Source organism: Paenibacillus sp. FSL P4-0338 (assembly GCF_038002365.1).
In the GTDB taxonomy this organism is placed as follows: domain Bacteria; phylum Bacillota; class Bacilli; order Paenibacillales; family Paenibacillaceae; genus Paenibacillus_AQ.
Window position 1 is genome coordinate 864,756 of sequence record NZ_JBBOCG010000002.1, and the last position, 25,924, is coordinate 890,679.

General features: G+C 52.8%; 19 protein-coding genes, 13 tRNA genes, 3 rRNA genes and 1 pseudogene. 30 read left to right on the plus strand and 6 right to left on the minus strand.

The genetic code is table 11. The features are described 5' to 3' along the window. The first annotated feature begins 12 nt into the window (after positions 1–12). Positions 13–669, plus strand: a complete 657-nt coding sequence (locus MKZ07_RS27725; RefSeq protein ID WP_036694657.1) for a M48 family metallopeptidase — start codon at positions 13–15, stop codon at positions 667–669. A gap of 32 nt (positions 670–701) precedes the next feature. Here MKZ07_RS27725 and MKZ07_RS27730 read toward each other — a convergent pair whose 3' ends face one another. After that, on the minus strand, positions 702–1,577 hold the full coding sequence (locus tag MKZ07_RS27730; RefSeq protein ID WP_341028781.1) for a GNAT family N-acetyltransferase: 876 nt from the start codon (positions 1,575–1,577) through the stop codon (positions 702–704). A gap of 103 nt (positions 1,578–1,680) precedes the next feature. After that, positions 1,681–2,265 (minus strand): GNAT family N-acetyltransferase, encoded by a 585-nt coding sequence (locus MKZ07_RS27735; protein WP_036694604.1) that lies wholly within the window; start codon positions 2,263–2,265, stop codon positions 1,681–1,683. A 270-nt stretch (positions 2,266–2,535) separates the two neighbouring features. Here MKZ07_RS27735 and MKZ07_RS27740 point away from each other — a divergent pair, with 270 nt between their 5' ends. The 6 genes from MKZ07_RS27740 (at position 2,536) to MKZ07_RS27765 (ending at position 8,299) form a co-directional block, all read left to right on the plus strand. Continuing rightward, the gene (locus MKZ07_RS27740; RefSeq protein WP_036694603.1) at positions 2,536–4,461 is read left to right on the plus strand and encodes an asparagine synthase-related protein; all 1,926 of its coding nucleotides are present in this window, start codon (positions 2,536–2,538) and stop codon (positions 4,459–4,461) included. Positions 4,462–4,489: 28 nt separating this feature from the next. Next, positions 4,490–4,615, plus strand: a complete 126-nt coding sequence (locus tag MKZ07_RS27745) for a paeninodin family lasso peptide (RefSeq protein ID WP_036694602.1) — start codon at positions 4,490–4,492, stop codon at positions 4,613–4,615. 178 nt (positions 4,616–4,793) lie between these two features. Then, positions 4,794–5,732, plus strand: a complete 939-nt coding sequence (locus MKZ07_RS27750) for a hypothetical protein (protein ID WP_036694600.1) — start codon at positions 4,794–4,796, stop codon at positions 5,730–5,732. Further along, positions 5,729–6,034, plus strand: coding sequence for a lasso peptide biosynthesis PqqD family chaperone (locus tag MKZ07_RS27755; protein WP_036694597.1), 306 nt, complete (start codon positions 5,729–5,731; stop codon positions 6,032–6,034). Before MKZ07_RS27750 ends, MKZ07_RS27755 begins: the two co-directional genes overlap by 4 nt. Further along, positions 6,031–6,489, plus strand: a complete 459-nt coding sequence (locus tag MKZ07_RS27760) for a lasso peptide biosynthesis B2 protein (protein ID WP_036694594.1) — start codon at positions 6,031–6,033, stop codon at positions 6,487–6,489. Before MKZ07_RS27755 ends, MKZ07_RS27760 begins: the two co-directional genes overlap by 4 nt. Positions 6,490–6,502: 13 nt before the next feature. Next, on the plus strand, positions 6,503–8,299 hold the full coding sequence (locus MKZ07_RS27765; protein ID WP_341028788.1) for an ABC transporter ATP-binding protein: 1,797 nt from the start codon (positions 6,503–6,505) through the stop codon (positions 8,297–8,299). Positions 8,300–8,585: 286 nt separating this feature from the next. Here MKZ07_RS27765 and MKZ07_RS27770 read toward each other — a convergent pair whose 3' ends face one another. After that, positions 8,586–9,782 (minus strand): nucleotidyltransferase domain-containing protein, encoded by a 1,197-nt coding sequence (locus tag MKZ07_RS27770; protein WP_036694592.1) that lies wholly within the window; start codon positions 9,780–9,782, stop codon positions 8,586–8,588. Between the two features lie 228 nt (positions 9,783–10,010). On the opposite strand from MKZ07_RS27770, the pseudogene MKZ07_RS27775 reads away from it, so the two are divergent. Then, positions 10,011–10,711: pseudogene (locus tag MKZ07_RS27775) on the plus strand (DUF554 domain-containing protein). A gap of 5 nt (positions 10,712–10,716) precedes the next feature. Here the strand turns inward: MKZ07_RS27775 and MKZ07_RS27780 are convergent. Then, complete coding sequence (locus tag MKZ07_RS27780) at positions 10,717–11,670, minus strand: NADP-dependent oxidoreductase (RefSeq protein WP_341028791.1); 954 nt, start codon at positions 11,668–11,670, stop codon at positions 10,717–10,719. Between the two features lie 209 nt (positions 11,671–11,879). Between MKZ07_RS27780 and MKZ07_RS27785 the strand changes: the two genes are divergently transcribed. The 3 genes from MKZ07_RS27785 (at position 11,880) to MKZ07_RS27795 (ending at position 13,958) form a co-directional block, all read left to right on the plus strand. Beyond that, entirely contained in the window at positions 11,880–12,320 is a 441-nt protein-coding gene (locus MKZ07_RS27785) for a HEAT repeat domain-containing protein (RefSeq protein ID WP_076161608.1), read from the plus strand. A 101-nt stretch (positions 12,321–12,421) separates the two neighbouring features. Continuing rightward, the gene (locus MKZ07_RS27790) at positions 12,422–12,994 is read left to right on the plus strand and encodes a hypothetical protein (protein WP_036694656.1); all 573 of its coding nucleotides are present in this window, start codon (positions 12,422–12,424) and stop codon (positions 12,992–12,994) included. A gap of 97 nt (positions 12,995–13,091) precedes the next feature. Further along, complete coding sequence (locus MKZ07_RS27795; RefSeq protein WP_036694588.1) at positions 13,092–13,958, plus strand: CPBP family intramembrane glutamic endopeptidase; 867 nt, start codon at positions 13,092–13,094, stop codon at positions 13,956–13,958. A gap of 174 nt (positions 13,959–14,132) precedes the next feature. Here MKZ07_RS27795 and MKZ07_RS27800 read toward each other — a convergent pair whose 3' ends face one another. Further along, a complete protein-coding gene (locus tag MKZ07_RS27800; protein ID WP_341029786.1) occupies positions 14,133–15,671 on the minus strand; it encodes an acyl-CoA synthetase in 1,539 nt (512 codons plus the stop codon). 280 nt (positions 15,672–15,951) lie between these two features. Between MKZ07_RS27800 and MKZ07_RS27805 the strand changes: the two genes are divergently transcribed. Next, a complete protein-coding gene (locus MKZ07_RS27805) occupies positions 15,952–16,509 on the plus strand; it encodes a GNAT family N-acetyltransferase (protein WP_341028794.1) in 558 nt (185 codons plus the stop codon). A 104-nt stretch (positions 16,510–16,613) separates the two neighbouring features. After that, the gene (locus MKZ07_RS27810; protein WP_341028796.1) at positions 16,614–17,330 is read left to right on the plus strand and encodes a hypothetical protein; all 717 of its coding nucleotides are present in this window, start codon (positions 16,614–16,616) and stop codon (positions 17,328–17,330) included. A gap of 199 nt (positions 17,331–17,529) precedes the next feature. On the opposite strand, the gene MKZ07_RS27815 is transcribed toward MKZ07_RS27810, so the two are convergent. After that, positions 17,530–17,655, minus strand: coding sequence for a DUF4023 family protein (locus MKZ07_RS27815; protein WP_076161612.1), 126 nt, complete (start codon positions 17,653–17,655; stop codon positions 17,530–17,532). Positions 17,656–18,056: 401 nt separating this feature from the next. On the opposite strand from MKZ07_RS27815, the gene MKZ07_RS27820 reads away from it, so the two are divergent. The 17 genes from MKZ07_RS27820 (at position 18,057) to MKZ07_RS27900 (ending at position 25,899) form a co-directional block, all read left to right on the plus strand. Next, positions 18,057–19,617, plus strand: a 16S ribosomal RNA gene (locus MKZ07_RS27820). A 266-nt stretch (positions 19,618–19,883) separates the two neighbouring features. Further along, a 23S ribosomal RNA gene (locus tag MKZ07_RS27825) occupies positions 19,884–22,812 on the plus strand. A gap of 76 nt (positions 22,813–22,888) precedes the next feature. Further along, a 5S ribosomal RNA gene (rrf, locus tag MKZ07_RS27830) occupies positions 22,889–23,005 on the plus strand. The 16S, 23S and 5S rRNA genes sit together here with 13 tRNA genes alongside, the layout of an rRNA operon. 51 nt (positions 23,006–23,056) lie before the next feature. Further along, positions 23,057–23,132: transfer RNA gene (locus tag MKZ07_RS27835), tRNA-Asn, on the plus strand. Between the two features lie 3 nt (positions 23,133–23,135). Further along, positions 23,136–23,225, plus strand: a tRNA-Ser gene (locus MKZ07_RS27840). Between the two features lie 162 nt (positions 23,226–23,387). After that, positions 23,388–23,459: transfer RNA gene (locus tag MKZ07_RS27845), tRNA-Glu, on the plus strand. A gap of 5 nt (positions 23,460–23,464) precedes the next feature. Next, positions 23,465–23,540: transfer RNA gene (locus MKZ07_RS27850), tRNA-Val, on the plus strand. Between the two features lie 32 nt (positions 23,541–23,572). Next, positions 23,573–23,649 (plus strand) — tRNA-Met (locus MKZ07_RS27855). Between the two features lie 4 nt (positions 23,650–23,653). Next, positions 23,654–23,731: transfer RNA gene (locus MKZ07_RS27860), tRNA-Asp, on the plus strand. 205 nt (positions 23,732–23,936) lie between these two features. Further along, positions 23,937–24,011, plus strand: a tRNA-Gln gene (locus MKZ07_RS27865). A 26-nt stretch (positions 24,012–24,037) separates the two neighbouring features. Further along, positions 24,038–24,113 (plus strand) — tRNA-Lys (locus MKZ07_RS27870). A 16-nt stretch (positions 24,114–24,129) separates the two neighbouring features. After that, a tRNA-Leu gene (locus MKZ07_RS27875) sits at positions 24,130–24,213 on the plus strand. 7 nt (positions 24,214–24,220) lie between these two features. After that, a tRNA-Gly gene (locus MKZ07_RS27880) sits at positions 24,221–24,295 on the plus strand. 10 nt (positions 24,296–24,305) lie between these two features. Further along, a tRNA-Arg gene (locus MKZ07_RS27885) sits at positions 24,306–24,382 on the plus strand. 32 nt (positions 24,383–24,414) lie between these two features. Further along, positions 24,415–24,488 (plus strand) — tRNA-Pro (locus MKZ07_RS27890). A 17-nt stretch (positions 24,489–24,505) separates the two neighbouring features. Continuing rightward, positions 24,506–24,576: transfer RNA gene (locus MKZ07_RS27895), tRNA-Gly, on the plus strand. A gap of 372 nt (positions 24,577–24,948) precedes the next feature. Then, the gene (locus MKZ07_RS27900) at positions 24,949–25,899 is read left to right on the plus strand and encodes a helix-turn-helix transcriptional regulator (RefSeq protein WP_036701958.1); all 951 of its coding nucleotides are present in this window, start codon (positions 24,949–24,951) and stop codon (positions 25,897–25,899) included. The last annotated feature ends 25 nt before the right edge of the window (positions 25,900–25,924 follow it).

Genomic DNA, 25,924 nt, shown 5'->3' on the forward strand with positions numbered 1-25,924 from the left:
ACGATGGTGGCTATGCAGATTCAACTAGAAGATCAGATGGTGACGTTACATGTCCAGTATGTGAGGCGCAAGAAGCTTTCCGTAACGGTGGACGGCTCGGATCTCATTACCGTTAAAGCGCCCAAGGGAACGAGTGAAGAGACGATCCTCGGTGCGGTAGCAAGTCTAGGCCCGAAGATTCTGGAGAAGCTGCGCAGCAATGCCGCGGCCCGGCAGGTGCCGCAGGTTAAGGCTTATGAGGGAGACGAAGAAGCTTTCTTGTACTTGGGGAAGGAGTATGCGCTGCATGAGCTGATTGGGGAGCGGCAGGCGGATGCGGAGGCGCTGAAGCTTGCGCTGAAGAAGTTCTATACGGCCAGTCTGAAAAAAATCATCGCAGAGCGCATCAAGCCCTACCAGACGCAGCTCAGAGTGAAGCCGAAGAATATCGAGATTGTGGAATCCCGGACCAAGTGGGGGAGCTGCAGCTTTGACGGCAAGCTGACGTTCAATTACCGCCTGGCCATGGCGCCGCCTGAAGTGATCGACTATGTCATCATTCATGAGCTGTGTCATCTGCTGCATATGAATCATGACCGTTCCTTCTGGCGGCGCCTGGGCAGTATAATGCCGGACTATAAGGACAAGGAAGCCTATCTGGCCCGGCAGGGGCAGTTTATGACGCTGTGAACATTTTACAAGGTTAAAAGTGTAGCGTACGCCTAGGCGATGGAAGTAGCCGGATGCTTGACGTTAGCAGGATACTGCTGCCCGCCCTGAGTGCGGACGAATAGGCCCTCTGAATGGCTGGTGCCTGACAACTCCAGGCCAGGGTCATCCGGGGTGAAGTGGAAGATGATCGTCTCCGTGTCGCTGTCCGCAAGCTTCAGGGCGATGTCGCGGCAGGAGACGGGCTGTGTGCTGATCAGATCGAAAAGCTCAAGCTGCCCATTCTCCTGCTGGCAGATGGCAATGAGATTCTCGTCCTCCAGGTAGTAGAGCTGATCGCTGAACACATTCAGGCAGTAGAACATCAGGAGTCCATGGGCGCCGCTGACGCCAAGACGCTCAGATACCGGTACCCGCTGCGCTCCAAGGGTAGAGACCAGGCTCAGATCACGCGGGTCGGCAAGATCCAGCTTGCGGATTGCCGCAGATCCGGCAGCGCCTCCGAGGCAGGGCATGGAGAAGATCTGTTCTTCCACCGGGTGGAAGCCGAATTTTGGATAGAACTCCAAGACTGACTCATTGGCAAAAAGATACATGAATTCACACGCTTGTCCGTAATCCTCCAGCACCTTGTCCATCAAACGGGCAGACAGGCCGCGTCCTCTATAGTCAGGATGAGTCATTACTGTTCCGATCTGCACAGCAGGGGACTTCACCCCATTAATAATTAGCTCTATAAGATTCACCGAGACATTCGCCACGATCCGGTCTCCCTCCGCATAAGAATAAGGAACATACTTATCCGTCCAGAAGCCTTCCTCATACCAGCGCCCCAGCTCCAGCTCGAACGTATCTTTTGCCAACTCGAAAAAGCTGTTCCGCAGCGGCTCTATATCTTTATAATTACAGACAAATTGAAGAGTATCCATAGGTAGTTGCTCCTTCAGTGTATAGGTAAAAGAATACCCCCAACTATACTAAATCCCCTCTCCGCCAGACAGGTATTAGTTAAGTTAAATTAAATAATCCCGTTTAATATTCAACCCCGCGAACCTTTGAGTAGACCATCGTGTCTCTTAAGCTACCCGTTACATCGGTCTTGTCATTGCGCAAGATACCCTCCAAGGTAAAGCCAGTACGTTCGGCTACGCGAGCACTCTGTGTATTGCGTGAGTCGCAACGGATCTCCAGCCGGTTAGCCTGTAACTCCTGTATGGCGAAATCTGTAATGGCATTTACTGCTTCTGAGATGTAACCTTGACCCGCGTATGAGGTGCGAACCCAATATCCGATTTCAAATTTACGCACCCGCCAATCGATTCGGTGCAAGCCGCTGCTCCCGATAAGCTGTCCCGTCTTCTTATGAAAAAGCAGCAGCCGGATATCGCTGCGTTCCAGAAACTGCAGCCGTGATTTCCGGATGGATACCTCTGATTCTTCCACAGAAGGGACCTGCTGGGCCCAAGGCATCCAGTGCCGTAATTCCACTGCGCTCTCTTGTACCGCTTCATGTATAGTAGCGCCGTCTCCCCATGCTACTGAGCGAATTTGCAGGCGGCTGCTTTCGAAGCTTTCCGGTACGGGAATCAGGATGGGGTCCATTGAATAATTCTTCATAAATCTAGCTCCTACTAAAGGTATTTGGTGAATCAGTCACTTTTAGTATAAGCCATTATATACCATAGGTCATATTTCAGGGTTTTAATACCATAGATTTTAACTATAGTCAATACGCTAAAGGATACCTAAAAGTACTCTCAGGTACTATTCACATTTAATGGCAAGAACGTTATCTTAGGTAATAAGAAGTGTTCACTATTAAGAACCTGTTGTAATGAACCTAGTACTGTAACGGTAGCGAAATTATAGACAGCTGGAGGTTAACCCATGAGTGCAATCGCCGGGATCTATTCTATGCAGCATGGGCCGCTGGACCCGGAGCTTGGCCTGCGACTGATGCAGGAGCTGCAGCGTTATCCGGCGGATGATGCCCGGGGCTGGAATACGGAGGGGCTGTTCCTCGGGTGCCACGCACAGTGGATTACTCCGCAGTCCCGGGGCGAGGTGCTTCCCTATTATGATCCGCAGCGGAAGCTGACGATCGTAGCGGACGCCATCATTGATAACCGCAGCGAACTCTTCGGACAACTTCAGGTGGTCCGGGAGGATCAGGAGTCGATGCCGGACAGTCTGCTGATTCTTCTGGCCTATGAGAAATGGGGGGATCAGGCTCCGGTGCATCTGGTCGGAGATTTTGCCTTCATGATCTGGGATGCCGGCAGGCAGACGCTGTTTGGAGCGAGGGATTTCTCGGGGAGCCGGACGCTGTACTTTCACCGCTCTGGCAGACAGTTCTCCTTCTGCACCGTGATTCATCCCTTGCTCACGCTAATGGATGGAACACACGCACTGCATGAAGGCTGGATCTCTGAATACCTGGCAGGCCAGGGCCGGATGGATGTCGCGGATATGTTCTCCACGGTCTATCAGGGTGTGGAGCAGCTGCCCCCGGCGCATTCAATGACAGTCAGCGCGAAGGGGATAACCTTCTCCAGGTATTACACCTTCCAGACCCCGTCTCCACTCCGGTTGCGCAGCAATGGCGAGTATGAGGAGGCATTCCGTGAAGTGTTCGGACGTGCAGTCCGGGACCGGCTGCGTACCCATCTTGAAGCGGGTGCGAACTTAAGCGGCGGACTGGACTCAGGGGCGGTGGTGAGCTTTGCGGCAGAGGCGCTTCGCAGCGAAGGTAAGCCGCTCTACACCTTCAGTTCATATCCCCTGGATCACTTTACAGGGTTCAAGCTGGGCCAGCGGGTGACCGATGAGCGTCCATATATTCAGGAGACCGTCGACTACGTCGGGAATATTGAGCCTGGCTTTTACAATTTTCCTGACCGCAGCTCTTATGGCGAAATCGACGAATGGCTCGATATTATGGAGATGCCCTACAAATTCATAGAGAATTCCTATTGGCTGAGGGGCATATATGAACAAGCCGGACTGAAGAATGCCGGTGTGCTGCTCAGCGGACAGCGGGGCAACTGGAGTATCTCCTGGGGGCCGGCGCTGGATTACCAGGCGAAGCTGCTGCGGGAGTTCCGCTGGTTCCGCTTTTACCGGGAGAATAAGCTGTACAGCCATTCGATGGGCGTAAGCCGCAAAAGAATGCTGAAGATTGCCGGGCGCAAGGTATTCCCTGCCCTGGGCCAGCTGATGACCGGGAAGCAGGAGGCTCCGCCGGAACTGATCCATCCTGAATTTGCCCGGCGGACAGGGGTGCAGGAGCGCTTGAAGGAGCTGGACCAGTCGCCAGCCTCCCAGACTGTGTACGATATCCGCAGAGAGCATTTCCGCCAGCCGCATGTCTGGAATGTGAACGGAACGGCGGCTACCAAGCTGTCGCTGAAGTACAGGGTCTGGGACCGGGATGCGACGAATGACCTGCGTGTCATCAACTTCTGTATGTCGGTGCCTGAGGAGCAATACGTCCAGAACGGAATGGACCGCTCGCTCATCCGCAGGGCGATGGAGGGGCGGCTGCCGGATAAGGTCAGGCTTAACCAGACCCGCCGCGGTATTCAGGGAGCTGACGGCATTACCCGTATACTGCCCGAGTGGCAGAGGTTCCAGCAGGAGCTGAGGGAGATGCTGCAAGACCCTCGTGCTTCGTCTTATCTGAATCGTCCCGGGCTCGCCGGATGCTTGGACCGGCTGGGTAGTGAGCCCGAACCATTATTAATCTTTAACACAGATTTCCGCCTTCTTACGCGAGGACTGGTGTTCTACCGCTTTTTGAAGCGGCTCTCCTGAAGGACGTTTCTTGAAAGGGGGTGACAAGATGAAAAAGGAATACAGCAAGCCTGCATTGGAAGTGTTGGATGTGAAAATGACTATGGCTGGCCCGGGGGTATCCATTGCCGATGCGTTCCAAGCCGATCCAGATGAAATCGTTAGTCACTCCTAGTCTTCCTGCATTACCGCTCAGCCCTAATCCCTCTTAGCTTGCTGGAGGGGGATCAGGGCTATCCCTTTATCCGAAGTAACGTTCCGAAACAGTACCGTCCTTTCAAAGGACGGCAATGCCGTTTCCACTTGTCATCCGCAAGACAACGGGTGAAATTGACTGAGATGGAGTGAGCAGTATGGCTGGCACAGTGCAATGCCTCGGTTATAAGGCTTTTGGCCTGCATATCCTCAGTGAGTTCCCGTTGCCGGAGCTCCCCCGTATGGATCACCCCGGAAGGATAGGGAGCCTGTGGGTAGTGGAAGGCCTTCTGTCTGAACGATGGGAAGCGATACCGAAAATTACGCCGAACCTGGGCATCGCGGAGCATGAAGTGATGTTCATGGTGAAGGGCACTGCTATTTTTTCCATACAGAACGGCAGTACGATTACAGTCTCTCCAGCAGCAGGCGCCGATCCGGATAGCATCCGCTTATTCATTCTGGGCAGCTGTATGGGGGTAGTATTGATGCAAAAAGGAATACTGGCCCTGCATGGCAGCTCGCTTGTGCTGGACAATAAAGCCTATGCGCTGGTGGGGCGTTCAGGTGCGGGTAAATCCACGCTTGCCTCCTATCTGATGGATCAGGGACATCTCCTGGTCAGTGACGACGTTATTCCCGTGTTGGTGCATAATGGACATCCATTAGCTGTTCCAGGTTATCCGCAGCAGAAGCTGTGGCAGCAGAGCCTGGACTATTTGGGAATGAATTCGTCTGCATACCGTCCGCTGTTTCAGCGGGAGACCAAGTTCGCGGTACCGGTGCATGACCGGTTCCAGAGTGAGCCGCTGCCGCTGGCCGGCATTTTTGAACTGTCTGTGGTGCAGGACGGGCCGGTGGCCGTAGAGGCTATAAGCGGCTTGGACCGGCTTCATACCTTATACAATCATACTTATCAAAAAGCGCTGGTTGACCCTATGGGTGTCAGAGAATGGCACTTCGGGCTGCTGGCCTCGTTCGTAAACCGGCTGCCGATGTACCGGCTGACCCGCCCCGAGCAGGGCTTCAGTGCACCGCAGCAGACGGAAATGATTATGGAGACGATTATGCCTAAGATGAAGGAGATGAACCTATGAATATGAATACTACAGAAGTGCTGTCGCTGGAGTCGGTACTGGTTCAACGGGAAGGCAATATCGCAAGTGACATGGACGGCGAGAAGGTCATGCTGAATGTGAAGAACGGGAAATACTACAACCTCGGCGAAGTCGGCGGTGAGATCTGGGAAGCATTGGCTTCACCGGTATCGATTCGGCAGATTGCCGGGAAGATGCAGGAGATCTTTGAGGTACCGGCAGAGCTGGCGCAGCAGGATGTCATTGATTTTGTACAGAATCTGCTGAATGAGGATCTTGTCTCTATCGTTAGCGGGCCATGATGACTCTCCGGCGGCTCCGTCTTCTGCTGGTGCATGACAAGGCGTTGCTTGCGCTGATTCCCGAGACGTTATGGCGGCTGATGCTGGTCCGCATCCAGCTGTTGTTCCCCTTTGCCAGGACCGCCCCGCAGCTGGGGGTGAAATCCATGGAGACTCCCGAAGTATCCAGAACTTCCGATATTCGCCGCATCCAGCAGATTACCAAGGCGATCCGGGTGATGAGCCGCTATACTCCCTGGAAAAGCACCTGTATGGTCCGGGCGGTAGCCGCCCTGAAGATGCTGGAGAAGCGGGGGATTGAGAGTACCCTCTACATGGGGGTGGCCCGCGATAAGCAGGGCAAAATGATTGCCCACGCCTGGCTGCGCAGCGGAGCCCATTATGTCTCGGGGGATGACGCTATGCAAGGCTTCGTGGTGGTGGAGAAGTTCGCGAAGGTGTTACAAGCCGAGTAATCGAGGTGGGTCCATGCAAGCCATAATCTACTACGTCCGGCAGCTACAGCGGTTGTCGGGCGTGAAGCTGTATCTTAATCTGCTGGGCATGGTGATCAGCGGTCTGCTGGAGAGCTCTGCCATACTGCTGCTTGTTCCCATGCTTGGCATGGCCGGCATTCAGCTGGGCGGCGCGGCGGCGGGCTATCATCTGCCTATGCTCGGATTCATCAGTGAACTGCCGCAATCCACAGCGCTGCTGCTGGTGCTGGGCAGTTACGTTCTAATTGTGCTCTGTCAGAATCTGATTGCAAGGTTTGTAGCGATTCGCAATGTAGAAATTCAGCAGACCTATGGCAGGCAGCTGCGATATGAGGTGTATAGCGCATTGCTGCGGGCACAGTGGTCTTTTTTTCTGAGAAAACGCACCTCTGATTTGATCAATATGATGACCACGGAGCTAGCCAGAGTTCTGGCGGGTATCAGCGGCTTCCTGCAGTTTCTCACTTCGCTGTTGTTCACCTTGGTGCAGATTGCCTTTGCCTTCTGGCTGTCCCCCAAGATGACACTGGCGGTGCTCGTCTGTGCGGCGCTGCTGTCCATCTTCTCCCGGCGGTTCATCCGTAAGGCGAAGAGGCTGGGCAGCCGCAGCACGGAGCTGGGCAAGACGTATCTGGGCGGCATTACCGATCAGCTGAACGGAATCAAGGATATCAAAAGCAATAATCTGGAGCAGTCCCGCCTCGAATGGCTGCATGCCTTCACCGGCGAAGTTAAGCAGGAGCAGCTCGACTATACGCGCCTGCGCTCTAACTCCCAGCTCCTGTATAAGCTGTCTTCCACGCTGCTGATTGCTGTATTTATCTTCGTCTCCTTCCGGTTCATGCAAGTGGAAGGGCCGAATCTGCTGCTGGTCATTCTCGTCTTCACCCGGCTGTGGCCGACCTTCTCGACGCTACAGTCGCTGCTGGAGCAGCTGGCCTCAGTAGTGCCATCCTTCAAACAACTGCAATCGCTGCAGGGAGAATGTCTGGCTGCTGTCGAGCATGAAGCGGATCAAGGCGGAGAACGGGTGCTGCCTTTGACGCTGGAGCGCGGTCTAGAAGCCCGGAATGTCGATTTCCGTTATCATGCGGACGAGCCGCAATATTCGCTCCAGAACGTGAATGTGCAGATTCCCGCCCGGCAGATGACGGCGATTGTCGGACGTTCAGGCGCCGGCAAAAGCACGCTCGTCGATCTGCTCATGGGACTGATGCAGCCGGAGAACGGGGAGATTCTGGCGGACGGTCAGCCGGTCACAGGGGAGCGGCTGCTGTCCTACCGGAGATCCATCGGGTATGTGGCGCAGGACCCGTTCCTGTACAACGCTACCATCCGGGATAATCTGATGATGATCAAGCCGGATGCGGAGGAAGCTGAGCTGTGGGAGGCACTGGAGTTTGCTTCCTCGGCGGACTTTGTCCGCAAGCTGCCGGACGGACTGGATACGCTGCTCGGCGACCGGGGTGTCCGCCTGTCGGGCGGGGAGCGGCAGCGCCTGGTGCTGGCGCGCGCCATTATCCGCAAGCCGTCGATTCTGGTGCTCGATGAGGCGACTAGTGCGCTCGACACCGAGAACGAGCAACGGATTCAAGAGGCGCTGGAGCGGATTAAGGCATCGGTGACCGTCATCGTCATTGCCCACCGCCTGTCCACGATCCGCGATGCCGATCAGATTCTGGTCATCGACCAGGGCCGGGTCATCCAGCAGGGAGTCTATAGCGGTCTGGCTTCGGAGAAGGGCGGCATGTTCAGCCGATTGTTGAAAGGGCAGGAAGAAGCTGGATAAGGGTATACCTAAAACGCGAATGTAGGCGAAAAACCGAACACATTCGGTGCTGCGTGGGTGTGTAGCCCGAATGTAATCGAAAAACCGATTACATTGGGCGAGCGCAGAGGTTGTGGCCCGAATGTAATCGAAAAACCGATTACATTGGATGGGCGCAGAGGTTGTAGCCCGAATGTAATCGAAAAACCGATTACATTGGCTGACCGCCACCCGGCTCCGAAACCGTAAAAAGGCAAGTGCTGCTAATCTAACGCAGCACTTGCCTTTTTGGTATGGCTGTCCCTGCCTAATTCTCCTTCTCCGCACCCGTAATCTTCCGCCAGCTCCACAGCAAAGGCCGCAGCGGAAAATACAAGAAATGCAGCATTCTCGGCAGCGGCAGCATCTTGGCATCCGCAGCATAAGGGTACAGGAAGCTGGCGGAGCGGAGCATCCGGCTTCGGGTGGATAGAATGCTTGGCAGATACCGCTTGAAGTGCTGCTCCACCTCCGGCTCCAGTGGAGGGGTATTCAAATTCACAATCCGAGGGAGATAGAACAGAATATCCTGCGCCAGCCTGTGGGCTTTGGGGCTGTCCATCAGAGGGGCGAGGCTGGAATCGACAGGCGTCTCCAGCAGCTCTCTGGCCAGAATCAGCGTCTGTCCTCCTATGGCGTTGTGATCATAGTGCTGTAGTAAGCGGACCAGCTTGGCGGAGTCGGGCGGCTGCTGTCCCATTAGCAGCATCTTGATGTCCTGCAGCCATCTCAGCCGGGACCAGGCATGTCTGGCACCGTGTACAGCCAGGAACATGAACAGATCCTCCGGCCCCAGATAGCGGACATTCTGGCCGAAGGCGCTGCTGGTCCGCGAGTGACGCCAGAGCTCGTCGAACGCAGGCTCTTTGGCAGGCCCTGGCCCTAACCGCCAGTGCAGCTCCAGATTAACATTGCTGAGCGGATGCACGAACGTCGAATGATGCTCCCGCCATTTCCAGTCGCCAAGCAGGCTCTCGAACTTGTCTTCCTTCTCATAGCCCAGCCGGATCAGCAAGGTTTCGGCATCCTCCAGCTGTTCAATCGGCACCAGGAAGTCAAGATCCCGGGAGGTGCGCTGCGACAGGTCTCCGTACAGCTCCTGCCCAAGCACCGGCCCCTTGAGGAACAGACAGCGGATATTCAGCTCGGCCAGCTGACCTGCGATAGTGCTCATTTCACCGCTAAGCTGGAGCATCTGCACCGTATTCCTGCGGTATTGCCATTTTAGCTGCTCCAGAACGTCAGAAGGGACCGCCTTCTCCTCCATCTTGCTCAGCCTGGAATAGAGGTAGGGATACACCCTGTGCTGACGGTTCAGCTCCACGAATAAGTCCCAGTTCACCTCTGTGAACAACTGCGGATGCTTCCGCGCCGTCTCATCTGGATTTCCGGAATTCAGTAGTGCAAGAATAAGGCGTACTTCCTTGGTTAAGCTTGCCTGATTAAGGATCTTCCGGTCAGTCATAGAGACGCTCCTCACCTGAGTTGTGAACAGATCCGCACCGGATTTGTTCTATTAAAAGAACGATATTAGTGAGCGTACCATCGCTAACCGAAATTTGTCAATTTTTCGCCGGGTGCGTCTCGGAGCTTATCATTCCTGCCAGCAGAGAATAGTCTTGACTCAATAGTGACGGCTGCCCTTATAATGCAGATTAAGAGAGAAAAGAATCGACGGGAGAGTTGCTGAGGAATGGTACTGCTCGGAGCAATCGTGAATGGAATAGCAATTATTGCCGGAACTCTGCTGGGCAAGCTGCTGGAGCGGATACCGGAGAGTATGAAGAACACTGTGATGCAAGCGATTGGACTGGCGCTTATGCTGCTGGGGGTGCAGATGGGCCTGAAAAGCGGGAATTTCCTCATCGTCATTCTAAGTCTGGTGATCGGCGCAGTGGCCGGGGAGTGGATCAACATTGAAGGCAAATTCACCCGTGCGGGCGATTGGCTGGAGCGCAGAGTAGGTGCAGGCGGACAGGGGAGTATCTCGCTGGGCTTGTCACGGCAAGCCTGGTGTTTGTTGTAGGAGCCATGGCTATTCTAGGCGCGCTGGACAGCGGTATCAAAGGCAATCATGAAATCCTCTACGCCAAATCCATCATGGACGGCTTCATTGCCATAATTCTAACCTCAACGCTGGGCATCGGAGTGATGTTCTCGGCTATTCCTGTTGTTATGTATCAAGGTGCCATCGCTTTACTGGCTACGCAGATCACCCGGTTTGTGCCTGATGCGCTGCTGAACGACTGCATAGCAGAGATGACCGCTACAGGCGGGGTAATGATTATCGGAATCGGTCTGAACCTGCTCGGGATCACTAAGATCAAGGTAGCCAACCTGCTGCCCGGTATCCTGATGGCTGTGCTGCTGGTCGTGCTGGTACATAACTTTTAACTGAATTATCGCTTATCAATTATCGTAATAGCAATAACACCCCGCGTCTTCCCGCTTGCGCTGAGCGCATGTGCAGTGCGCAGCCCTTCTTCACTCAGCGGAAAAACACCGCCGATCAGCGGCTGCAGCTTCCGCCCGGCCGTCAGCCGGGCCAGCTCGCTCAACTGGTAGGGATCGGCAGCGGGAGTCAGATAAGCTGCTGTAACTCCTTGCTGTGCTGCCAAGGCTGGATCAGGTTGTTCAGCAGTGGAGATCAGCCTTCCGCCCGGAGCCAGTACCGCGAAGCTTCTGCTTAGCACCCTGCCTTCTACGGTATCGATCACCACATCGATACTCTGTCCCAGAATCGCGGCACAATCCTGCTCGCTGCTGTTAATCGCCTGATCGGCCCCGAGGCCCCAGGCAATATCCAGCTCCTCATCGCCGCTGACGGTAGTAATCACCGTAGCACCCCTGAGCTTGGCCAGCTGTACTGCGAAGCTGCCGGTTCCGCCTGTACCGTTCTGCACCAGCACGCGGTCCCGGCTTGCGACCTTGGCGGCAGCCAACGCCTGCCAGGCGGCAAGCCCGGCAGCGGGTAACACCCCGGCTGCTGCGAAGGATACCCCCGGGGGCTTAAGCGCAAGCTCATGCTCCTTGGCCAACGTATATTCCGCGTAACCTCCGCTCTCACTAGCGGGCTTCAGGCCGAATACCTCGTCGCCAGGCTTGAAGCGGCTCACCCCTGCGCCGGTGTCTGCAATGATTCCGGCTACAACAACGCCTGGAATGAATGGACAGGCAGCAGGGGGTTCCCCGCTGGCAATCCGTGCTTCATCCAGTATGCTGCAATCTGCCGGATTAACAGAGGTCGCATACATCTCAATTAGCACCTCATGCTCACCTGGAGCAGGCTGACGGAGGTCAATTTCTGTTAGATTCCCATGCGGGCCGGGCATATGTATAGCAATGGCTTTCATCTATGGTGGGTCTCCTTTATCTACTGGTGGATGATTTGGTACATACTATACGCATACGGCTACCGTTAGTCAAAATCCGTCCTCCAAGTCTTTTTCCATGAATGTTTGGACAAAAGATTGAAATCAAGCAGCGCAGTACGGTAGAATTGCACTAAGTAAGATGATTACGTTCTATATATCAGATTTAACCAAGAAGGGGATTGTAACGCTTGAATAATGAAGAAGTAATCCAAGAGCTGCCAGAGAACTATGACGAACTGAAGAAAGCCGCCGGCCGTTCCGCAGACTGGAGAGCGCGTCTTGAAGCGGTAGAAGAGCTGGGCCGCTACAACCACAAACAAATTATCGATATCCTTAATCGCCTGATGATCAGCGATCCTGTATATACCGTGCAAGAAGCCGCATATAACAAGCTGGTGGCTTTCGGCGAAGAGGTCAAGGTTCCATCGAAGAACAAAGCCGAACTGTTCAAAGGGTTGTCCAAGATTATTCTGCGGATTAAGAAGAGCCTGCCCAAGGACCATACCTACGAAGAGTTCAAAGAGAAGCTGAAGAAGATGCGGGTTGATATCTACGATGCCTATGAAGGCGAGAAGGGCGCGGATTTCGATCAGTGGCTGGAGAAGATGTGGGCTTCGGCTGCCAAGTAACCAATCTCAAATAACATAGCGAATTAGCAAGACAGCACCAAGCGGAGAGATAGGGGCGTTCCTTATTGCTCCGCTATATTTTTGTGAGAAAGGATGATTACATGCTTACCGGTACATTTCAGGAATTCCTTAAGCTGTCCACGCAGCTGCGTCCCGGGTACACCGCCAGTCTGGGTGAAGCTCCGGCAGGGGGCAGCGATGCGATATTAGAGTTTACACCCGAAGTACCTGCGCTTCTGCGTGCGGTCTATGATACGGTTCTTGGAACGGGCGGCGCCGAGGAAGATCCCAGTCTGCTGGAGTTCATTCCGGGCTACCGGCTGATTCATATCGGAGAATACGGCCATGAGGTGAAGATACTCTCAGGGATTCTGCAGGAGAAGGGATATACCGGCGGTGGAATCGTGTTGCCGCTGCTGACGAACTATGGGAGTGATTTCATTTGCTACTACCGCTCTGAAGAAGGCGTGGAACGGATCTGCGATCTGTTGCACGACTACGGCGATCTGGTGGTGATGTACGATTCACCGGAGAAGTTCCTGGAGACGCTGTGCGAATTCTATAAGCAGGAGGTCTATTTCCTGGATGAGGAAGGCTACCTGGACTGCGATCTGGTAAAAGAAGGTGAAGTAGGTTCAGCGCTCAACCCGGATGCCGAGTATTGGTCCGAGTAAAGACAATGCCTCCAAGCATTTCTATGAATTTGCAGGGAGAACCCCTTGAAGTCCGTCTAATGAATGACAGGCAATAGAGGGAAGGGGAATCCGCAATATGCAAAATATATTCATGAACCGTAACCGGCAGCTTAGAGCAGGTTGGGAAATATCATGTGTCGTAGCGGTTATTGTTTTTCTGACGGCTCTTGTCTCCTTTGGCGTATCGCTGAGGATCGGCTCTGAGCAGCTTTTTGATCCGGACGGGTGGGTACGTGTATTCAAATCTACAGCGATCTACTCCTTTATTGTTGTTTGTTATACGGTACGGAGAATTCATAAGCGTCCGTTGTCCAGCATTGGATTATCCAGACCGGACGGTGTAAGCCTTGCCGCCGGATTTGCTGGCGGATTTCTGCTGCTTTCATTGATTCTGCTTGTGCTGTGGGGACTGGGGTATGCTGTTCTGCAAGGGGAATGGGCACACCCGCAATTCGGACAGCTGGATGCGGCGGATATTGTACTTACAGCATTGCTGGCGGGAGTATGCGAGGAGGTTGTTTTCAGAGGCTATCTTCAACAGCTATTGTCCTTACGGATTGGCGTTCCGGCTGCGGTGGGCGTGACTTCCGTCCTGTTCTCGCTGGCCCATCTGGCGAACCCCGGATATAACTGGGTCAGCGGACTCAATATCGTATTCATTGCCCTGATCTTTTCTTGGATGACACTGCGAACCGGCAACTTGTATGCGGCAATGGGACTGCATATCTCCTGGAATCTATTCCAGGGTTATATTTACGGGGTTGCGGTGAGCGGTAATAACACTTATGGTCTGTATTCCGTAGCTCTAAAGGGCAATGAAATGCTAACCGGTGGCCAGTTTGGTCTGGAGGCCAGTCTGGTGACTACGCTGATTCTTGCAGTATTGTTTGTATTGCTGTTAGCATTCCCGAAACACAAAAATCCCCGTCCTGCATCACTGTAGGAACGGGGATTTTATAGTTTCGGCTGGCAATATAGCAGCCTGATTTGCAGCCCTCCTAGGAAATATAAGTATTTATCTGTTTCACACGATAGCTTATCCTTCTATTTCTCGCTGAAACGGTACCGTCCTTTAATAGGACGGCAAAGCCGTTTCCACTTAACAGAGTAGCTTATGTTACAGGTTAGCGTGCTTCTCCTGCTCGCGCAGCTCGATTCTGCGGATTTTTCCGGAGGTAGTCTTCGGCAGATCCGTAATGTATTCGATTTTGCGCGGATATTTGTAGGGGGCGGTCTGCTCCTTCACATGGGCTTGCAGCTCTTTGGTCAGCTCCGGTGTTCCGGCATGGCCGTCCTTGAGTACAATAAAAGCCTTGACGACGGACCCGCGGATCTCATCCGGGCTTGCGACTACGGCACATTCCTTAACGAGGGTATGCTTCATCAGCGCCTCTTCGACCTCGAACGGCCCGATCGTGTAGCCCGAGCTGATGATGATGTCATCGCCGCGCCCCTCGAACCAGAAATAGCCGTCCTCATCCTTGCGCGCCCGGTCGCCCGTTACAAAATACTCCCCATGCGAGCAGTTCGCTTTGCGCTCAGGATCTTTGTAGTAGTTCTGGAACAATGCAGGCATGCTCAGATGTACGGCGATATCACCGACCACTCCGGCCGGCAGCGGATGTCCGTCCTCGTCGATCACTTCGACAATGCCCGGAGCAATCGATTTGCCCATGGAGCCGACCCGGATCGGCTCATCCTTCAGCGCTGCGATGATGAGGGTGCTCTCTGTTTGTCCATAGCCGTCACGGATTGTAATATTGAAGTGTTGCTGGAAGGTATGAATCACTTCCTGATTCAGCGGTTCACCGGCGGATACAGCGCAGCGCAGATTGGACAGATCGTAGTCTGCCAGACCTTCAGTCTTCGCCATCAGGCGGTATTCTGTCGGTGTGCAGCATAATACCTGGATCTTCTCATCTTGCAGCAGCTGCAGGTAGCGCTCCGGATGGAAGGCTCCATTATAGACGAAGCCAGTTGCCCCGTTGCCGAGTACCGTCAGGAACGGACTCCAGATCCACTTCTGCCAGCCCGGTGCGGCAGTGGCCCAGACCGTATCTGATTCACGGATATCGAACCAGAGGGAGGAAGTGATCCGCAGATGGGCATATCCCCAGCCGTGCGTGTGAACTACTGCTTTGGGATTGCCAGTGGTTCCGGAGGTGTAGGCCAGAATAGCGATATCATCACGGCGGCTGGCAACCGTAGGGTGAGAATCGGCTTGTCCTTCCATTAGACCCTCCAGGTCGATCCAGCCTTCTTCAGGCTCAGCTGCACCGCTGGAGACGGAGAGGCGGTAGTCCAGTGCAGGCAGATCGTCGGAGATTTTGTTCACTTCTCCGGTAACCTCAGACCAGACAATAACAGCCCGCGCTTCGGAATGGCGCAGCCGGTACGAGAGATCCTTCGCCCGCAGCATTTCAGACGAAGGGATAACAGCCAGTCCCAGCTTCAGGCAGGCCAGATATATCGCATAGGCGATGATGCGGCGGGGGACCATGACCAGGACCCGGTCGCCTTGCGTAAGTCCGAGGCCGGCCAGTCCGCCGGCGAGGCGGTTAGCCTGAGCCATGAGTGCACCATAGGTGATTTGCTCCAGGCTCCCATTTTCATGTAACCATTTAATTGCAATCATATCTTCAGGATGCTGCTCCATTTCCGAAGTGAGATTGTAGAATTCAGGTGCGATCCAGCGTTGATTATCCAAATGAACCTCTCCTATTATAAGTAATGATGTATCTGTTAACTACAGTATAGCACGTTCTCCTAGTACCAGATGCTAATCGGCTCATAGGGAAGCGGAGAATGTTCTGTGACAGTCTTTATTTTGAAACATCTTGATGCGTACAGGCTCCCTGAAGGTATTTTTAACCGGATAAGGGGACCATACATTAGAGCCCTTCACGCAGCGAAGCGGCAGAAAGCAGGCCATTGCAATGGACGAGAATACAATGATCAATGAGACAACTATTCATGAAGCAGGCATTAGTGAAGTGGAATTCAATGAAATATTCGCGATCATGGAAGCCTCTTTTCCGGTAAGTGAGATTAGAACCCGCACCGGGCAGCAGGCTTTGCTGGATCGGCCGAATTATCATCTGTATACCAGCAAGGATGCGGAGGGGGAGATACTGGCTTTTTTGGCGGCATGGGAGCTACCCGAGCTGCGGTTCATCGAGCATATTGCCGTGAATCCCGAGTGCCGGAGCGGAGGGATCGGCCGTAAGCTGATGAGCAGCTACCTTATGCGTTCGGACAAGCCGGTGCTGCTTGAGGTAGAGCCGCCGGACGGTGAGCTGGAACAGAGAAGAATCGGATTCTACGAGCGGCTGGGCTTTTACCTGAATCCCTATAACTATATGCAGCCGCCGCTGCGTGCAGGGCAAGCCGATCTTCCGCTGCGCATTATGACCTACCCGGAGCCGGTGACGATGAAAGAGTTCCGCCGATTTAGAGATATTTTGTATACAGAGGTGTATGGGGTGAAGATTTGAATTACTTCTTTACAATCCGGATACAAGTTAGAAACAAGTTAATGGTTTAATAAATCCATAGCAAGGAACACACTGATATCACAGGCTAAGGGAGACGATATTCAATGAAAAGCAAAAAAATGATCATAGCAACGATGGTATTCGGAATGGCCGTTACAGGTTCAGCAGGGGTCTACGCAGGAACGAACATGCAGAAGATCAGCGCCTATCTTAACCACGGCATCGGGTTCAAAGTTAACGGAGCGGCCTATACTCCGGTTGATAACAACGGCAAAACAATGGCGCCAATCACTTATAAGGATACAACGTATCTTCCGGTCCGGGCGATGGCAGATGCACTGAAGGTACCGGTGACATTCAATGCCTCCACGAATGAAGTTATCCTTGGAACTGGAACAGGGGCGACAACGCCGGATAATGGTTCAGCTGTGAAGCTGACGGCGGTACAATACACTGCAGCGCAGAAGGAGCAGATTGCTAAGGCGTTTGCGAACTTCGAGGGCTTTGAGACAGCCTATGCCCCTACACAGATGGTCAGTGGAGATGCCTTCCAGAAGGTTGCGGGCGGTGATGACGGCGTAAGCTTCCTGTTCAATAAAATGCGTGTAAATGTCTCGCCGCGTGACTATTCCGATGGATATGACAGCAGTACAGTGAAGCTCTCCAATGGAACAGAGGCGAAATGGTATACCCCTTCGGATACGCCGATGCTGACCTTCAAGCTGGCAGACCGTTTTGTAACCATCAGCTCCGCTGACAAATCACTCAGCAAAGCACAAATCGAGAAAGTGGCAGTGGGCGTAACGAAGCTGAGCAAATAATTACTACTCCTTCTATAGAATAGAATGCAAAAGGGATGTCCGCAGAGCCGTAACTGGCTGCGCAGACATCCCTGCTTTGTTTTGATATAGAAGAATGTATATGTTTCACACTATACATTATCCTTCTATTTCTCGCCGCAACAGTACCGTCCTTTAAAAGACGGCAAAGCCGTTTCCGCTTGTGGCATGCTTGTTACTGTTATTTGTTAGAGCTATGCTGCTTGTTGGCCAGTCTTGCGCCTGGGGTTCCTTTACCGCGGTTTCTGTTCTTTAGCGCTTTACGCTGATTCTCCTGGAACTTCTCCACGAATTCATGAGTGTCCATAACAATCCTCCTAGAAGGTTAGATAACGTAGGCTTGAGGCATGCATAGCTTACGTTTAGATATTCGGTTATTCTGTCCATTTACGGTTAATATCATTCTAAGATGTTAAATATAAAATAATGCTTGCAATGAATCTCTATCCATGATATATTCTATTTCTGGCCGCGAAACATCAACGCCGAGCTCGAAAAAGAAGTTAAAAAAAGAGCTTGCATTGATCGGTTGGATGTGATATATTATAAGAGTTGCTGGTGACGCGGTAAGCGGCGCTGACAACGAGCTTGATCTTTGAAAACTGAACAACGAGTGAGTACCTGGAGATCGTTTCGGCGAGATCCAAATTAGAGAATGTAAATTCTCGTCAGATGTTTCAAAATGAGCAATCGCTCTTTCTAAATACCAATTTGGAGAGTTTGATCCTGGCTCAGGACGAACGCTGGCGGCGTGCCTAATACATGCAAGTCGAGCGGAGTCTGAAAGGAAGCTTGCTTCCTTTCAGACTTAGCGGCGGACGGGTGAGTAACACGTAGGCAACCTGCCCTCAAGCCTGGGATAACTACCGGAAACGGTAGCTAATACCGGATAATTTCTTTTTTCTCCTGAGGAGAGAATGAAAGGCGGAGCAATCTGCTGCTTGGGGATGGGCCTGCGGCGCATTAGCTAGTTGGTGGGGTAATGGCCCACCAAGGCGACGATGCGTAGCCGACCTGAGAGGGTGAACGGCCACACTGGGACTGAGACACGGCCCAGACTCCTACGGGAGGCAGCAGTAGGGAATCTTCCGCAATGGGCGCAAGCCTGACGGAGCAACGCCGCGTGAGTGATGAAGGTTTTCGGATCGTAAAGCTCTGTTGCCAGGGAAGAACGTCCGGTAGAGTAACTGCTACCGGAGTGACGGTACCTGAGAAGAAAGCCCCGGCTAACTACGTGCCAGCAGCCGCGGTAATACGTAGGGGGCAAGCGTTGTCCGGAATTATTGGGCGTAAAGCGCGCGCAGGCGGTTATTTAAGTCTGGTGTTTAAACCTTGGGCTCAACCTGAGGTCGCACTGGAAACTGGGTGACTTGAGTACAGAAGAGGAAAGTGGAATTCCACGTGTAGCGGTGAAATGCGTAGATATGTGGAGGAACACCAGTGGCGAAGGCGACTTTCTGGGCTGTAACTGACGCTGAGGCGCGAAAGCGTGGGGAGCAAACAGGATTAGATACCCTGGTAGTCCACGCCGTAAACGATGAGTGCTAGGTGTTAGGGGTTTCGATACCCTTGGTGCCGAAGTTAACACAGTAAGCACTCCGCCTGGGGAGTACGGTCGCAAGACTGAAACTCAAAGGAATTGACGGGGACCCGCACAAGCAGTGGAGTATGTGGTTTAATTCGAAGCAACGCGAAGAACCTTACCAGGTCTTGACATCCAACTAACGAAGCAGAGATGCATCAGGTGCCCTTCGGGGAAAGTTGAGACAGGTGGTGCATGGTTGTCGTCAGCTCGTGTCGTGAGATGTTGGGTTAAGTCCCGCAACGAGCGCAACCCTTGACTTTAGTTGCCAGCAGGTTAAGCTGGGCACTCTAGAGTGACTGCCGGTGACAAACCGGAGGAAGGTGGGGATGACGTCAAATCATCATGCCCCTTATGACCTGGGCTACACACGTACTACAATGGCCGGTACAACGGGAAGCGAAGCCGCGAGGTGGAGCCAATCCCAGCAAAGCCGGTCTCAGTTCGGATTGCAGGCTGCAACTCGCCTGCATGAAGTCGGAATTGCTAGTAATCGCGGATCAGCATGCCGCGGTGAATACGTTCCCGGGTCTTGTACACACCGCCCGTCACACCACGAGAGTTTACAACACCCGAAGTCGGTGGGGTAACCCGCAAGGGAGCCAGCCGCCGAAGGTGGGGTAGATGATTGGGGTGAAGTCGTAACAAGGTAGCCGTATCGGAAGGTGCGGCTGGATCACCTCCTTTCTATGGAGAATCGTCTTCTGCAATGAAGACATTCAAATCGGAAGCTTGCTTCCACCAATCAGGTTTAGGCCTGTTACTCACTCGTTGGTCAGTTTTGAGAGTTTAAGCTCTCATCTTTACCTTGATCCTTGAAAACTGGATACCGAAACGAATTTGCGTTTTAGAACATCTTTTAGCTGAAACTTGTGTAAGCAAGTTGAAATAGTTATTAGTTGCTACAAAGTGAAGGTTTTTGATTGTGCAAACAAGCAAAACACCGGAACGTTGGTTAAGCTACTAAGAGCACACGGAGGATGCCTAGGCGCCAGGAGCCGACGAAGGACGTGGCGAACAACGAAACTGCCTCGGGGAGCTGTAAGCAAGCTTTGATCCGGGGGTGTCCGAATGGGGAAACCCAGCTGTGGTAATTCGCAGTTACTCGTATCTGAATACATAGGATACGCAGAGGCAGACCAGGGGAACTGAAACATCTAAGTACCCTGAGGAAGAGAAAACAATAGTGATTCCGTCAGTAGCGGCGAGCGAACGCGGAACAGCCTAAACCAAGGGGCTTGCCTCTTGGGGTTGTGGGACGTCTCACATGGAGTTACAAAGGAATATGGTAGGCGAAGAGGTCTGGAAAGGCCCGCGATAGAGGTAAAAGCCCTGTAGCCTAAACTGTGTTCTCTCCGAGACGGATCCCGAGTAGTGCGGGGCACGTGAAACCCCGTATGAATCCAGCAGGACCATCTGCTAAGGCTAAATACTACCTGGCGACCGATAGTGAAACAGTACCGTGAGGGAAAGGTGAAAAGCACCCCGGAAGGGGAGTGAAATAGAACCTGAAACCGTGTGCTTACAAAAAGTCAGAGCCCTCTTTATGGGTGATGGCGTGCCTTTTGTAGAATGAACCGGCGAGTTACGTTTAACATGCAAGGTTAAGGTGAGAAGCCGGAGCCGCAGCGAAAGCGAGTCTGAATAGGGCGACTGAGTATGTGGACGTAGACCCGAAACCGTGTGATCTACCCCTGTCCAGGGTGAAGGTGCGGTAACACGCACTGGAGGCCCGAACCCACGCATGTTGAAAAATGCGGGGATGAGGTGGGGGTAGCGGAGAAATTCCAATCGAACTCGGAGATAGCTGGTTCTCCCCGAAATAGCTTTAGGGCTAGCCTCGGTGAATGGAGTGGTGGAGGTAGAGCACTGATTGGGTGCGGGGCCCGCAAGGGTTACCAAGCTCAGTCAAACTCCGAATGCCATTAACTTCTTGCCGGGAGTCAGACAGTGAGTGCTAAGATCCATTGTCAAAAGGGAAACAGCCCAGACCATCAGCTAAGGTCCCCAAGTGTGTGTTAAGTGGGAAAGGATGTGGAGTTGCACAGACAACCAGGATGTTGGCTTAGAAGCAGCCACCATTGAAAGAGTGCGTAATAGCTCACTGGTCGAGTGACTCTGCGCCGAAAATGTAACGGGGCTAAACACACCACCGAAGCTATGGCTAGATGCTTTGCATCTGGGGTAGGGGAGCGTTGTATGTAGGTTGAAGGTGTACCGTAAGGAGCGCTGGACAGCATACAAGTGAGAATGCCGGTATGAGTAACGAAAAGATCAGTGAGAATCTGATCCGCCGAAAGCCCAAGGTTTCCTGAGGAAGGCTCGTCCGCTCAGGGTAAGTCGGGACCTAAGGCGAGGCCGAAAGGCGTAGTCGAAGGACAACAGTTTGAAATTACTGTACCACCGTAATCCGCTATGAGCGATGGGGTGACGCAGGAGGGTAGTGACGCGGACTGATGGATGTCCGTCTAAGCAGTGAGGCTGGTGTGTAGGCAAATCCGCACACTATTAAGGCCAGGCTGTGATGGGGAGCGAAAATTATAGTAGCGAAGGTCATGATCTCACACTGCCAAGAAAAGCCTCTAGTCAGGAGAAGGTGCCCGTACCGCAAACCGACACAGGTAGGCGAGAAGAGAATTCTAAGGCGCGCGGAAGAACTCTCGTTAAGGAACTCGGCAAAATGACCTCGTAACTTCGGGAGAAGAGGTGCCTCGGTAGGGTGAATAGCCCGAGGGGGCCGCAGTGAAAAGGCCCAAGCGACTGTTTAGCAAAAACACAGGTCTGTGCGAAGCCGTAAGGCGAAGTATACGGGCTGACGCCTGCCCGGTGCTGGAAGGTTAAGGGGAGTGGTTAGGGGTTAAACCCGAAGCTGTGAACCGAAGCCCCAGTAAACGGCGGCCGTAACTATAACGGTCCTAAGGTAGCGAAATTCCTTGTCAGGTAAATTCTGACCCGCACGAATGGCGTAACGACTTGGGCGCTGTCTCAACGAGAGATCCGGTGAAATTTTAATACCTGTGAAGATGCAGGTTACCCGCGACAAGACGGAAAGACCCCATGGAGCTTTACTGCAGCTTGATATTGAATTTGGGTACGATCTGTACAGGATAGGTGGGAGCCGTTGAGGCAGGAGCGCAAGCTTCTGCGGAGGCGCCGTTGGGATACCACCCTGATCGTATCTAGGTTCTAACCTAGTACCGTAATCCGGTACGGGGACCGTGTCAGGCGGGCAGTTTGACTGGGGCGGTCGCCTCCTAAAGAGTAACGGAGGCGTTCAAAGGTTCCCTCAGAATGGTTGGAAATCATTCGCAGAGTGCAAAGGCATAAGGGAGCTTGACTGCGAGACCTACAAGTCGAGCAGGGACGAAAGTCGGACTTAGTGATCCGGTGGTACCGCATGGAAGGGCCATCGCTCAACGGATAAAAGCTACCCTGGGGATAACAGGCTTATCTCCCCCAAGAGTCCACATCGACGGGGAGGTTTGGCACCTCGATGTCGGCTCATCGCATCCTGGGGCTGAAGTAGGTCCCAAGGGTTGGGCTGTTCGCCCATTAAAGCGGTACGCGAGCTGGGTTCAGAACGTCGTGAGACAGTTCGGTCCCTATCTGTCGTGGGCGCAGGAAATTTGAGAGGAGCTGTCCTTAGTACGAGAGGACCGGGATGGACGTACCGCTGGTGCATCAGTTGTTCCGCCAGGAGCATGGCTGAGTAGCTACGTACGGACGGGATAAGCGCTGAAAGCATCTAAGCGTGAAGCCCCCCTCAAGATGAGATTTCCCAGTATGTAAGACCCCTTGAAGACGACGAGGTAGATAGGTTGGAGGTGGAAGTGCAGCAATGCATGGAGCTGACCAATACTAATCGGTCGAGGGCTTATCCAAATTTCTAACACGCAGATTCGTTTCGGATTCAGTTTTCAGGAATCAATTCCTGAAGCATTTACGCTGTAAATGCCCGTTTGGTGGCGATAGCGGAGGGGTTCCACACGTACCCATCCCGAACACGACCGTTAAGCCCTCCAGCGCCGATGGTACTTGGACCGAAGGGTCCTGGGAGAGTAGGACGCCGCCAAGCGGACCATCCACACACACTGTGGTATTTTTTTTGCCCTAATTGGTTACATATTCCCTGATAGCTCAGTTGGTAGAGCACTCGACTGTTAATCGAGTTGTCACAGGTTCGAGTCCTGTTCGGGGAGCCATATGGAGAGGTGTCCGAGTTTGGCCGAAGGAGCACGATTGGAAATCGTGTAGGCGCCACAAGCGTCTCGAGGGTTCGAATCCCTCTCTCTCCGTAGCGTTACCTCTCTGCAAAGGGATGAGAACTCTCAGTGGTTCGTTGGAGCATAGGCTTCGTTAGCACTGCTTCGCAATCTCGTAACGAAGTGAAGAGTATCCCTCTCTCTCCGTAGCGTTACCTCCCTGCAAAGGGATGAGAGCAAATATATTTACAGCATGGCTCGTTGGTCAAGGGGTTAAGACACCTCCCTTTCACGGAGGTAACATGGGTTCGAATCCCATACGAGTCATATATGGAGGCTTAGCTCAGCTGGGAGAGCATCTGCCTTACAAGCAGAGGGTCGGGGGTTCGAACCCCTCAGCCTCCACCATCTATCTTAACCGAATAGATTTTGTTCAATGACGCGGGGTGGAGCAGCCCGGTAGCTCGTCGGGCTCATAACCCGAAGGCCGCAGGTTCAAATCCTGCCCCCGCAACCAATTTGGAACCGTGGTGTAGTTGGCCTAACATGCCTGCCTGTCACGCAGGAGATCGCGGGTTCGAATCCCGTCGGTTCCGCCATTTAATGGCTTAAGGGATGAGAATTCCCTGGGTTCGCTTACGCATAAGCTTCGTAAGGAATACTTCGCAATCTCGTAACGGAGTGAAGAGTATCCCGCCCTGTTAAGCCATTTTAATTGGTATTAAGACATAAGGGATTGAGCATCCTATATCTCGAAGTATAGAGTATCCATCCGATTCCGTAGTATTTTGCTAATTATAATATTGGGGATTAGCCAAGCGGTAAGGCAACGGACTTTGACTCCGTCATTCATAGGTTCGATTCCTATATCCCCAGCCATCTATTTTCGATTGTTTCTCTTATGAGAGCCATTAGCTCAGTTGGTAGAGCACCTGACTTTTAATCAGGGTGTCGAAGGTTCGAGTCCTTCATGGCTCACCATTTTCTTGTAACGTGTGCGCGTGTGGCGGAATGGCAGACGCACCAGACTTAGGATCTGGCGTTTCACGACGTGGGGGTTCAAGTCCCTTCACGCGCACCATGTTTTTGCGGACGTGGCTCAGCGGTAGAGCATCGCCTTGCCAAGGCGAGGGTCGCGGGTTCGATTCCCGTCGTCCGCTCCATATAGATTTTGCGCCCTTAGCTCAGCTGGATAGAGCGTTTGACTACGAATCAAAAGGCCGGGAGTTCGAATCTCTCAGGGCGCGCCATTTATACTTCATTGATTCAGTTTTTGTATTAACGGGATGTAGCTCAGCTTGGTAGAGCACCTGGTTTGGGACCAGGGGGTCGCATGTTCAAATCGTGTCATCCCGATATTTCATTTCACCTATGCGGGTGTAGTTCAATGGTAGAACTTCAGCCTTCCAAGCTGATAGCGTGGGTTCGATTCCCATCACCCGCTTATATCTGTATCACGTGAGTCCGTCAGCCCTATTGGGAAGGCGGACTTTTTTTGCTATTTAGGAAATGTATGAGAAAAACCGAACACAATAGAATCCAGAGTATCGATGCTCCACCTGGCTAAGCTGTAGCTGTCAAATGGCCGCCAGAAGGCAGAGAGATGGAGAGAAGGCAGAGAGAGGGAGAAAAGTGAACTCCGTTTAAGAATGGTATTAGCAGCAGTATCGTTCACCCGTTAGGGTGATTTTGTTGTAAGGGCCGGGAGGTTGCAATAGTATTGGAGGGCGTTATGTTTCTATAGAACTGATATAGTATAACTATGGGACTATTGGATCATAGGCAACACTTACTTGGAAGCTGAGGAGCATTTGTTATGACAGACAAAGTAATACGGATTTTTAGAATCATTAACGCCATTCAGTCGAACCCCGGGATTACCGCAGCAGATTTGGCCTTTAGGTGCGAGGTGAATATAAGAACGATCTACAGGGATCTTGAGCTGATCAGCCACTTTGCTCCGGTTACGAATGAAGGAAGGGGCACGGGGTACCGGTTCATGGGGAAATTCTTTTTGTATCCGCTGGATTTCTCGGAGCAGGAGTCGCTGGCGTTCTCTTTGCTGCCTTCGGTCCTGAATCAGGATAGAATCCCACCGGGTTTTCATTCTGCGTATGACAAGGTGATGGGGACTCATCTGAAGGAGAAATCGCGGCAAAATGGCCTGCTGGAGAATATTGCGGATATTATTCAAATGGGCACCCCGGCCTACCGCAAGGAGAGCCGGAACTTCCTGCAGCCGCTTATTGGAGCAATCCTGGAGCAGCGCAGCATCCGTACGGTATACCACTCGCAATCAAGCAACGTTACTACGGCGCGGGAGATTGACCCGTATTATCTGATCCCGCGGGATCAGCGTTTTTATCTCATTGGCTATTGCCATCTGAAGGGCGCAATACGTACGTTCCGGATCAGCCGGTTTGAGCAGGTAGAGATGACGGCGTCTACTTTTGATAAGGGAAATTTCAATATTAAGCAGTATCTGAAAAACACCTGGTCGATCAACCGGGGGACCCGGAATGTCACGTTCAAGGTACGGTTCGATCCGGAGGTGGCGCGTTACATTAAGGAAGAGGAGCTGTTCGTACAGCCGCGGATGAGCGAAGAAGGCGATGGGACGCTGCTGTTCGAAGTCACGGTTAATAATGAGAATGAGTTCATCAAGTGGATTCTGCAGTATGGCCCTAATGCGGAGATTCTGGAGCCGGAGTCGGCCAGGGAACGATTGAAGGAGCAGCTGGAGCAGTGGCTGGATGTGTATCAGTAGTAGTTGTAGATCACAATACTACATA

Excerpts from the sequence above, each read along its gene's own strand:
- MKZ07_RS27725 (WP_036694657.1), top strand. The coding sequence starts at position 13 with ATGCAGATTCAACTAGAAGATCAGATGGTGACGTTACATGTCCAGTAT.
- MKZ07_RS27730 (WP_341028781.1), bottom strand. The coding sequence starts at position 1,577 with ATGGATACTCTTCAATTTGTCTGTAATTATAAAGATATAGAGCCGCTG.
- MKZ07_RS27735 (WP_036694604.1), bottom strand. The coding sequence starts at position 2,265 with ATGAAGAATTATTCAATGGACCCCATCCTGATTCCCGTACCGGAAAGC.
- MKZ07_RS27740 (WP_036694603.1), top strand. The coding sequence starts at position 2,536 with ATGAGTGCAATCGCCGGGATCTATTCTATGCAGCATGGGCCGCTGGAC.
- MKZ07_RS27745 (WP_036694602.1), top strand. The coding sequence starts at position 4,490 with ATGAAAAAGGAATACAGCAAGCCTGCATTGGAAGTGTTGGATGTGAAA.
- MKZ07_RS27750 (WP_036694600.1), top strand. The coding sequence starts at position 4,794 with ATGGCTGGCACAGTGCAATGCCTCGGTTATAAGGCTTTTGGCCTGCAT.
- MKZ07_RS27755 (WP_036694597.1), top strand. The coding sequence starts at position 5,729 with ATGAATATGAATACTACAGAAGTGCTGTCGCTGGAGTCGGTACTGGTT.
- MKZ07_RS27760 (WP_036694594.1), top strand. The coding sequence starts at position 6,031 with ATGATGACTCTCCGGCGGCTCCGTCTTCTGCTGGTGCATGACAAGGCG.
- MKZ07_RS27765 (WP_341028788.1), top strand. The coding sequence starts at position 6,503 with ATGCAAGCCATAATCTACTACGTCCGGCAGCTACAGCGGTTGTCGGGC.
- MKZ07_RS27770 (WP_036694592.1), bottom strand. The coding sequence starts at position 9,782 with ATGACTGACCGGAAGATCCTTAATCAGGCAAGCTTAACCAAGGAAGTA.
- MKZ07_RS27780 (WP_341028791.1), bottom strand. The coding sequence starts at position 11,670 with ATGAAAGCCATTGCTATACATATGCCCGGCCCGCATGGGAATCTAACA.
- MKZ07_RS27790 (WP_036694656.1), top strand. The coding sequence starts at position 12,422 with ATGCTTACCGGTACATTTCAGGAATTCCTTAAGCTGTCCACGCAGCTG.
- MKZ07_RS27795 (WP_036694588.1), top strand. The coding sequence starts at position 13,092 with ATGCAAAATATATTCATGAACCGTAACCGGCAGCTTAGAGCAGGTTGG.
- MKZ07_RS27800 (WP_341029786.1), bottom strand. The coding sequence starts at position 15,671 with ATGGAGCAGCATCCTGAAGATATGATTGCAATTAAATGGTTACATGAA.
- MKZ07_RS27805 (WP_341028794.1), top strand. The coding sequence starts at position 15,952 with ATGGACGAGAATACAATGATCAATGAGACAACTATTCATGAAGCAGGC.
- MKZ07_RS27810 (WP_341028796.1), top strand. The coding sequence starts at position 16,614 with ATGAAAAGCAAAAAAATGATCATAGCAACGATGGTATTCGGAATGGCC.
- MKZ07_RS27815 (WP_076161612.1), bottom strand. The coding sequence starts at position 17,655 with ATGGACACTCATGAATTCGTGGAGAAGTTCCAGGAGAATCAGCGTAAA.
- MKZ07_RS27900 (WP_036701958.1), top strand. The coding sequence starts at position 24,949 with ATGACAGACAAAGTAATACGGATTTTTAGAATCATTAACGCCATTCAG.